Below are 398 nucleotides of genomic sequence, written 5' to 3'. Positions count from 1 at the left end.
GGTTCCGACGACTATCTCGACACCCTCGACGCCGCCTTTGCCAGCCTCGATCAACAGCTGTCCGGCCAGACCGCGACTGAGAAGCCATCGCGCAATCCGTCCGGCCCGATCGGCCAGTCTGCCGGCGCTCCCGATCCGCGTTCGCCGGGACGACGTCCCGAGGCTGGAGCGAGCATGCCCGCCGCGGGCAATCCCGTGTTCGAAGTGGATGACGAGTGGTTCAGCGGAGACGAGAGCCAGGCCCGCGCCGACGCGCGCGCCGGCCGCCGGGAGATCCAGGAAGATCTGAACGATCCCGGTTTCCAGGGCACGCGGCCTCCCGCGGCGTCTGCCGGAGCTGTTTTCGAGGTCGATGACGACTGGTTTGCCGAAGCCGACAAGGCGCGCGCCGCAAAGCT

General features: G+C 68.6%; 1 protein-coding gene. It reads left to right on the top strand.

The window, feature by feature from the left end; translation table 11 throughout:
* Positions 1 to 398 (top strand): hypothetical protein (locus tag I6F37_RS43350; RefSeq protein WP_225154886.1); only part of this gene is annotated, 398 nt, incomplete at both ends.

The sequence above is a fragment of the Bradyrhizobium sp. NBAIM08 genome (assembly GCF_020193935.1).
Taxonomy (GTDB): Bacteria; Pseudomonadota; Alphaproteobacteria; order Rhizobiales; family Xanthobacteraceae; genus Bradyrhizobium; species Bradyrhizobium yuanmingense.
Note: the sequence above shows the minus strand (reverse complement) of the source record. Positions and strands in the feature narration are given on the sequence as shown.